At 76.4% G+C, this 8,209-nt stretch carries 7 protein-coding genes and 1 pseudogene; 4 read left to right on the forward strand and 4 right to left on the reverse strand.

All coding sequences use genetic code 11. The features are described 5' to 3' along the window. The 3 genes from GQS09_RS24975 to GQS09_RS24985 all read right to left on the reverse strand — a co-directional run. On the reverse strand, positions 1-1,000 hold a 1,000-nt coding region (locus GQS09_RS24975), incomplete at its 3' end, for a serine/threonine-protein kinase (RefSeq protein ID WP_165989828.1). A 187-nt stretch (positions 1,001-1,187) separates the two neighbouring features. Further along, positions 1,188-1,628 carry a MarR family winged helix-turn-helix transcriptional regulator gene (locus GQS09_RS24980; RefSeq protein WP_207958255.1) on the reverse strand — a complete coding sequence of 147 codons (441 nt, stop codon included), beginning with the start codon at positions 1,626-1,628 and terminating at the stop codon, positions 1,188-1,190. A 92-nt stretch (positions 1,629-1,720) separates the two neighbouring features. Further along, positions 1,721-2,362 (reverse strand): DJ-1/PfpI family protein, encoded by a 642-nt coding sequence (locus tag GQS09_RS24985; protein WP_165989830.1) that lies wholly within the window; start codon positions 2,360-2,362, stop codon positions 1,721-1,723. A 97-nt stretch (positions 2,363-2,459) separates the two neighbouring features. Here GQS09_RS24985 and GQS09_RS24990 point away from each other — a divergent pair, with 97 nt between their 5' ends. Both GQS09_RS24990 and GQS09_RS24995 read left to right on the forward strand, forming a co-directional pair. Further along, positions 2,460-3,170 carry a GntR family transcriptional regulator gene (locus tag GQS09_RS24990; RefSeq protein WP_207958254.1) on the forward strand — a complete coding sequence of 237 codons (711 nt, stop codon included), beginning with the start codon at positions 2,460-2,462 and terminating at the stop codon, positions 3,168-3,170. 98 nt (positions 3,171-3,268) lie between these two features. Continuing rightward, positions 3,269-3,922 carry a hypothetical protein gene (locus GQS09_RS24995; RefSeq protein ID WP_165989831.1) on the forward strand — a complete coding sequence of 218 codons (654 nt, stop codon included), beginning with the start codon at positions 3,269-3,271 and terminating at the stop codon, positions 3,920-3,922. 96 nt (positions 3,923-4,018) lie between these two features. On the opposite strand, the gene GQS09_RS25000 is transcribed toward GQS09_RS24995, so the two are convergent. Beyond that, entirely contained in the window at positions 4,019-4,849 is an 831-nt protein-coding gene (locus tag GQS09_RS25000) for an SLATT domain-containing protein (protein ID WP_399552599.1), read from the reverse strand. 238 nt (positions 4,850-5,087) lie between these two features. Here GQS09_RS25000 and purD point away from each other — a divergent pair, with 238 nt between their 5' ends. After that, the gene (gene purD, locus GQS09_RS25005) at positions 5,088-6,344 is read left to right on the forward strand and encodes a phosphoribosylamine--glycine ligase (RefSeq protein WP_165989832.1); all 1,257 of its coding nucleotides are present in this window, start codon (positions 5,088-5,090) and stop codon (positions 6,342-6,344) included. A 541-nt stretch (positions 6,345-6,885) separates the two neighbouring features. Further along, a pseudogene (locus tag GQS09_RS29965) lies at positions 6,886-8,209 on the forward strand (hypothetical protein); the annotation flags it as partial.

The raw sequence follows: 8,209 nt of genomic DNA on the forward strand, positions 1-8,209 counted from the left end.
TGGCGGTGGGCGGGCAGACACCGCCCGCGGGCGGCACCGGGGCGGTGGTGAGGCCCGCGGGCGGCACCGGGGCGGTGTCGAGGCCCGCCGGTCTGGCGGCCTGCGCGGCGAGCCGGGCGGTGAGGGCCGCGGGGAGCCAGTCCGGCCGCCTGGCGGGCGGTGCGTCGTCGTCGCCCCAGATGTCGCCCTCCGCGGTCATCTCGCGCAGCGCGGCGGGTGTGGGGCGTCCGGCCGGGGCCTGGGTGAGACAGGCCTCGATGATCCGGCGCGCCGGCTGCGGCACTCCGCCGAGGTCCTTCTCTCCCTGCACGATCCGCAGCATCAGGGTGTGCACGCCCGTGCCCGAGCTGCCGAAGGGGTTGCGGCCGGTGGCGGCGAAGGCGAGCACCGAGCCGAGCGAGAAGATGTCGCTGGCCGGGGTGAGCGTCTCGCCGCGGCACTGTTCGGGGGACATGAAACCCGGCGAGCCGATCACCGCACCGGTACTGGTCAGGGTGACCGTGACCGCCTCCACGGCGCGGGCGATGCCGAAGTCGATCACCCGCGGCCCGTCCGGCGTGACCAGAATGTTCGACGGCTTCAGATCGCGGTGGATCAGCCCTGCGGCGTGAATGTCCGCCAGCGCCCGGCTCAGCGCGTGCGCCAGCGCCGGCAGGCTGCCCGGCGGCAGCGGACCGCCCCCCTCGCCCGCCACCAGCTCATGCAACGACGGGCCCGCAACGTACTCGGTCGCCACCCACGGCATCTCGGCATCCGTGTCACCGTCGAGCACGCGGGCCGTCCACCGCCCGCCCACGCGCTGCGCGGCCTCCACCTCACGCCGGAAACGACGACGGAACGGCGCCTCCTCGGCCAGCTCCGGCAGCACCACCTTCACCGCCACGGGCCGCCCCTCGGGCGAGCGGGCCAGATACACCGAGCCCATCCCGCCCTCACCCAGCCGCCCCAGCAGTTCGTACCGGCCCACCCGTGCGGGGTCCTCCGGTCTGAGTGCCTTCATGGTGGCTCCGCCCCCTTTCCGCTCCTGCGGCATCTCCCGTGCGACGGCCGCTGGTTGATGCACTGCCCCGAGCCCGGCGACGGTTCACCGGCAGGCGGCGATGTTGCCCGGCTGAGGCCGGACAACAGCCGAACCGTGACATGGCGCGCCGTCGCCGCGGGACAGGAGGAACCGCCCGGGGCCGGCGCTACTGCCCGGGCTCCGGGGGCTCCAGGGATTCCAGCGCGGCGGACAGGCTGCGCAGCGCGTCCAGGGCCGCGGCCAGTTCCTCGTCGCCGCCCATGGCGCCGGAGAGCCGGGCGGCGAAGGCGGCATGCCCCGGGCCGATCCGGGCCACGGCCGCCCGGCCCGCCTCGGTGGGAGCCAGCAGCTTGGCCCGCCGGTGGGCGGGGTTGGGCTGGTACGCCGCCCAGCCGTGGGAGACCAGCAGGTCGGCGATGCGCTGCACGCTCTGCCGGGTGATGCCCATGGCCCGGGCGATACCGGCCACCGGCAGCGGGGTGCGCAGCACCGCGCCCAGCACCTGCCACCGGGCGGCGGTCAGGCCGGCCGGGCGGGCCAGCTCCTCCGCCACGGAGAGGAACTGGCCGTTGAGCCGGAAGACGGCCAGCGCGGTGCCGGAGAGCAGCTCCTGCTGACGCCGGGCGGCCGGGTCCGCCGCGCTGCCCCCGCCGTCCCCGCCGGGTGTGCCGGGTGTGCCGGGTGTGCCGGGTGACGTGTTCACGCGGCGACCGCCTGCTGGTGGGCGGCCAGGACCGGGTAGGCGCCGGCGTCCGACGCGGAGAACAGCCGGAACCAGGCGTCCAGCACTTCCGGCGGGAAGACGCCCAGCAGGCCGAAGATCTCCCGGGCGAACGCCTCCGGGTCGGTGGGCCCGGCGGTGATCAGACCGCGGTCGGTCACCGCGTCGGTGTCCCGGTAGTGCGCGCCGCCCGCGTATCCGGCGGCGGCCAGGGCCTGGGGCGCGGCGCCGGTGTGCGCCCGGTCGTCCAGCAGGCCCTCACGGGCCAGGCCGGAGACCGCGCCGCAGATGGCGGCGACCGGGGTGCCGGCCTCGGTGAAGCGCCGGGCCGCCGCGGCGAACGGCACCAGCTCCTCGCCCTGCTCCCAGGCGGCGGCGCCCGGCAGGATCAGCAGCGCGCTGTCCTCGGGGCGCAGCTCGTCCAGCGTGATGTCGGGCAGCAGGCGCAGCCCGGCCATGGTGGTGACCGGGCCGGGGCGGGCGGCGACGGTGACCACGCGGTGGCCGTGGGTGGCCAGGCCGGCGGTGGCGTGGCCCGTCTCCCAGTCGGCCAGGGTGTCGTACACCGCGAGATGCACGGTCCGCCGGGCGGCGGTGTCGGTGCTGCCGGTGGTGGTCATGACGGCCTCCGGTGGGTTCGGAAGAGTGCTCGAAAGCGCTATGACAACATCCTGTCATGATGACAGAATGCTGTCAATGTCGGCCGTGTGAGTAAGGTTGGGTGGCGTGATCCGACGCAGCACCTTGCGGGAACAGCTCGCCGACGCGCTCCGCGAAGAGATCCTCGCCGGACGTCTGGCCCCGGGACGTGAGTTCACCGTCCGCGAGATAGCCGAGCAGTACGGCGTATCGGCCACGCCCGTGCGGGAGGCGCTGCTGGATCTCGCCGCCCAGGGGCTGCTCCACGCCGAGCAGCACCGCGGCTTCCGCATCCGCGAATACACCCTGACGGATTTCCGCCACATGGTGCAGGCGCGGAGCCTGGTCAACGAGGGAGTGCTGCTCTACAACCCGGCCCTGCGGCTGCCGCGCGGCGAACCCGCCGCCCTCACCTCCATCCGCCGCCGGGCCGCCGCCGCCCAGCAGGCCGCCGCATCCGGTGACCTGGACGTACTGATCGGCTACGACCTGCGGTTCTGGCGGGAGGTCACGGCACTGATCGGCAACCCGTACGTCGGTGAGTTCCTGGACCGGCTGCGCATCCAGTGCTGGGCCTATGCCGTGCCCCGGCTGCGCGGCCGTCCCGACCTGCCCCGGCTGCTCTGGGGCCGTCATCCGGAGCTCGCCGAGGCGCTCCAGGAGCGCGACGCGGCCACCGCCGCCGCCCTGCTGCGCGACTTCCGGGAGCACGCTCTCACCCTGGCCGCCGAGATCGAGCGCGAGACCGGCGACGGCGGGCAGCGGGAGACCGGCGCCGCCGGCGCCTGACCGGCGGTACCGGGGCGCGGGGGACCCCGTGCGGTGGGAGCGCCGGCACAACGCTCTACGCTGGGCAGCCCCGGACCCCGCGTGAGGAGAGCCGTTACGTGGCCTGTGACCTGTGGCTGGTGCCCCTCGTCGATGTGCTGTGCCACAATCCCGACAACCCGTTCGCCGAGGAACTCGCCGAATACGACGAGGCGCTGACCGGCGCCGGCCTGCCGCCCGTGCCCGTCCTCGGCTACATGCCCGGGATGTCGGGCGAGGTCGCCCCCGTGGCGGGCTTCGACTACGTCGCCCTGCACCTGCTGCGCCGGGTGCTGCTGCTCCAGGTCAGCGGCCTGCCCGTGACGCCCGCCGAACAACTCGACGGCGACTACCAGCAGTTGCTGGAGATGTTCGAGTCCACCGCGCAGCGCCTGCACCTGGTGTGGCACTACGACCATGCGGGCGCCTACGTCCCGGTCGACTTCCCGGAGCCACTGGTCACCGACAAGCTGCTGGCCGGCGGCGGCCCGCTCGGCTCCAGCCAGGGGCTGCTCCGCGAGCTGCAGACCGTCGCGCCCGCGCTGGGCATCGACCCGTTCAATCCGCCGCCGCCCCCGCCTCCTCCGGCGCGCCCGACCCGGCTCGACGAACCCGCGGCCATGACCGGCGGCGGGGACGACGGCCCCTACGCCCGGGAGCGCCATGTCTGGCTCGGCCTGCACGCCGCCGCCACCCGCAGCCTCGCCCAGGGCTCGATGATCGTCTTCAGCTGAGCCCACCTCAGCCGGGCCCACCTCAGCCGGGCCCACTGCAGCTGAGCCCACTTCAGCCGGGCCCAGGCCGGACGGTCCGCCCGCCGGGGCCGCCGCTCAGCCGCGCGGGCCCTCCGGCGGGCGCTGCCGCGGCATGCTGGCCCGCGACGCCTGCAACGGGAACCGCCCGCCGCGCACCACCTGGCCGCCCTCGGCCCGGGCCACCGCCCCGAGACCGCCGCCGACCAACGGCAGCGGTGCGGTCTGCATCAGCGCGGGCGCGCCGCCCACCCGGGACTCCAGCATCCAGTCCACCGTCTCGGACCGGACCAGGTCGGTGATGTCCTCGGAGAACCGGCGCAGCACGCTCAGGCAGCGCTCGGCCGCCTCACTGGCCGTGCCCTCGGCCGGACCGAGCACCTCCCGCACGCTCTCCGCGGCCCAGTCGTAGCGCAGCGCCTCCAGCCGCCGCTGCACGGCCTGCGCGGTGGCGACATCCCGCATCCAGCCGGAGGTCAGCCCGAAGTAGCGGTCGCAGCCCACGCACAGCGCCGCGCCCAGCAGCGCCAGATAGCCCCAGACGGCAATGCCCTCGCGCGCTGTCCCGGCCAGCTCCAGCATGGGCAGGGCGGCACCCGCGGCCACGCCCAGCGCGGCGCCGAAGCGCAGCAGGCGCGCGCCGCGCCGCTTCCACACCCGGTCGTGCAGATACCAGTCGGCGGCCCGCATGGCCTCCTGCTCGACCCACTGGTAGAGCTGTTCCAGCCGTTCTGCGGGCTCGCCCCAGTCCCCGGCCGGGAAGGGACGGCCGAAGACATCCCCGGCCCGGCCGCCGCGGCCCCTGCGGGGCACGGCGTCGCCGGAACGGCCTCCCCGGACGCTCCGTTCACGGCGCCGCTCGGCGAGCGGTTCGGGACCACCGTCGGGCTGCTTCTCCGGCTGACTCACCAGCTACTCCCTCACTTGCCGACCCTCTTCATACCTCCGAAAGTGCGGACCCGGGGCCGGTTTTCGGCGAAATCCGCTCCATCGAGCGCCCGATCAGGTATAGCGCGCCACCCCACCGCTTCCCAAAACGCCGCCGCCACCCGGGCCACGCCCGCCCCTTCCCGCGCCGGCGCGGGGCGGGTGTCCGCTGGGCGGCCGGGTGGCCGCCGCCGCGGCGGTCGGGGATAGGGTGCTGCGCGTGAAGGTCCTTGTCATCGGCGGCGGAGCCCGCGAACACGCCCTGTGCCACGCCCTGTCCCGCGACCCTCAGGTCACGGCGCTGCACTGCGCCCCCGGCAACGCCGGCATCGCCTCGCTGGCGACCCTGCACCGGGTGGACGCCTCCGACGGTGCCGCCGTGGCCGCGCTGGCCGCCGAGGTGGCGGCCGGGCTGGTGGTCATCGGCCCGGAAGCGCCGCTGGTCGCCGGAGTCGCGGACGCGGTGCGCGCGGCCGGGGTGCCGGTCTTCGGACCCTCCGGGCAGGCCGCCCGGCTGGAGGGCTCCAAGGCGTTCGCCAAGGAGGTCATGGCCGCCGCCGGGGTGCCCACCGCCCGCGCCCACGTCTGCACCACCGAGGCCGAGGCGGCGCAGGCGCTGGACGCCTTCGGCCCGCCCTACGTGGTCAAGGACGACGGGCTGGCCGCCGGCAAGGGCGTGGTGGTCACCGAGGACCGCGAGGCCGCCATGGCGCACGCCCGGGCGTGCGGGCGGGTGGTCGTCGAAGAGTTCCTGGACGGGCCCGAGGTGTCGCTGTTCGCGCTGACCGACGGCACCACCGTGGTCCCGCTCCAGCCCGCGCAGGACTTCAAGCGCGCCCACGACGGCGACACCGGGCCCAACACCGGCGGCATGGGCGCCTACTCGCCGCTGCCCTGGGCCGACCCCAAGCTGGTCGACGAGGTGCAGGCCACCGTGCTCCAGCCCACCGTGGACGAGATGCGCCGCCGCGGCACCCCCTTCTCCGGCCTGCTCTACGCCGGTCTGGCGCTCACCTCGCGCGGCGTGCGGGTGGTGGAGTTCAACGCCCGCTTCGGCGACCCGGAGACCCAGGTGGTGCTGGCCCGGCTGCGCACCCCGCTCGCCGGGCTGCTGCACGCCGCCGCCACCGGCACCCTCGCCGGACTGCCGCCGCTGAGCTGGAGCGACGCGGCCGCGGTCACCGTGGTGATCGCCTCCGAGGGCTACCCGGCCGGGCCGCGCACCGGTGACCCGGTCGAGGGCCTGGAGGAGGTGGCCGCACAGGACGCCCCGGACGCCTATGTGCTGCACGCCGGCACCCGGCTGGACGAGAACGGGCGGGTGGTCAGCGCGGGCGGCCGGGTGCTGTCGGTCACCGCGGTCGGCGACGGCATCGCCCAGGCCCGGGACCGCGCCTACCGGGCGGTCGGCCGCATCCGCCTGGCGGGCTCCCACCACCGCACCGACATCGCCGCCAGGGCCGCGGCCCCGGCCTGAGCCCCCTCGCGGCGGGCTGGCTGCGCCGCCCGTGCCGCTCATGCCGCTCACGCCCGCCGCCCGGTGCGGCCGCCCCGGGGCGCGCGGCGGCTGCGCCGGCCGGGCGGTCCCGACCGGAGCGGCACGGGCGTAATTCCACCGTTTTCCTTCTGCACTTCGCCGAATGCGACCGAAACGCACTGAATCTGCCGCAATCAGCACGCATCCCGCCATGTCCGCCGCTGTCCTCTGCCCAGAGCCCCACCATCGGGTGACGCCTTCCCGGTACCGCTGACGCACAGCCATGCCCCGGCTTAGGGTGCGGCGCGATCGGACCTCCGCGCATTGCGGTGTCGGAGTCCGGTGTCACAGTGGGGGATGAGACGGGGCGTGCACCGGCGCGCGCCCGGTCGCGTACCTCCGAGAAGCGGAGGAGCCGGCCGGTCGGGCCGGCCACAGGACCGGACCGACGGACCGAAGCAGGCCCGCGCCCGGCCGCCCGGATGCCGGGCCGGCCCGGAGCGGCGCCGGGCGGGGACGCGGACGGGAAGCGGAGGCAGGCATGGCGCAGCAGAGGGCCGAACGCTCCGCGCGGGACCATGCGCTGGCCGTTCTGCGGGTGCGGAACGCCGCGGTGGCCGCCGCGCTGCTCCCGGCGGCCGTGGCCGTGGTGGTGCTGACCGCCCAGGCCACCGGCTACCTTCCCGGCGGCTGGACGCCGCTGCGCTGGACGGTCCTGGCCCTGGCCGCCGTGCTGTCCGTCCTCGCGGTGGCGGTCGCGGTGGTGATGGTCCGCGCCCGCCCGCCGGTCACCCCGACCATCGCCGTGCCGGAGGAGGCCGGTCCCGCCCTGCACGGCCTGATACGGGAGCTGGCCGCGCGCCTGGGGGTGCCCCCGCCGGGCGGCATCGCCCTGACCCCCGACTGCGACAGCTGGCTGGAGGAGCCGGCCGCCCGCCGCCGCGTCCCCGTCCGGCGGCTCCGCGCCGGCGCCCGGCACGACGACGGCGAGCCGCCGCCGGCCACCGGGCCGGTGCTGGTCATCGGCTCCCCTTTCCTGTGGTGGATGAGGGTCTCCGAACTCCGCGCCCTGCTCGCGCCGGTGGTGGCCGGCACCGCGCCCTCCGCCCACCCGGACATCGCCGCGGCCCGGCGCTGCGTGCGCGGCCTGGACGCCGCCGCCGCGTCCGGCGGCGGCCCGCGCCGCCCGCTGGCCCGCTTCACCGCACGGCTGGCCCGGCTGATGCTGCGCGCCGCCGCCCGGCACGCCGCCGAGATGGAGCGGGGGGTGGCNCACGGCTGGCCCGGCTGATGCTGCGCGCCGCCGCCCGGCACGCCGCCGAGATGGAGCGGGGGGTGGCCGCCGCCGCCTCGGCGCACGCCCAGCGTTTCGACCCCGGGCCGCGGCCGGCCGTGCAGGAGCAGGTCGGCCTGGCCTACGCGGGCTGGGACCGGCTGCTCACCCGGGTGGCCTCCCCGGCCTGGCGGGCCGGGCGCCGTCCGGTGCTGCTGAACGCCGGCGTGGTGGCGGCGCTCACCGAGCTCTCCCGCCGGGACCGGCTGGCCGAGGGCTTCGCGGACCGGCTCGGCGAGCGGTCCGCCAGCGAGCTGCTCGCCGATCCGGGCGCGGTGGACCGGGAGGTCTCGCTGCTCGCCGCCCGGCTGTTCGCCCCGCCCCCCGGCGGGGAGGAACTGCTGCCGGTGGAGTGGCCGGCCTACCCGGAGGAGGTGGTGGACCGGATGTGGCGGGAACGGGCCGTCCGGCTGGCCGCCGCACTGGGCACCGAGGAGCCGCCCGGGGTGGCGCCCGGCCGCGGTACGGCCACCGCCACCCTCACCGCCCTGCTGCGGCGGCTCGCGGGCAGCGGCGGCGGCAGCGCCGGCGG

The organism is Streptomyces sp. YIM 98790 (genome assembly GCF_011421595.1).
Lineage (GTDB): Bacteria > Actinomycetota > Actinomycetes > Streptomycetales > Streptomycetaceae > Streptomyces.

Bases quoted from the DNA above. Each gene is read 5' to 3' on its own strand.
- GQS09_RS24985 (WP_165989830.1), bottom strand. From the start codon at position 2,362: ATGACCACCACCGGCAGCACCGACACCGCCGCCCGGCGGACCGTGCAT.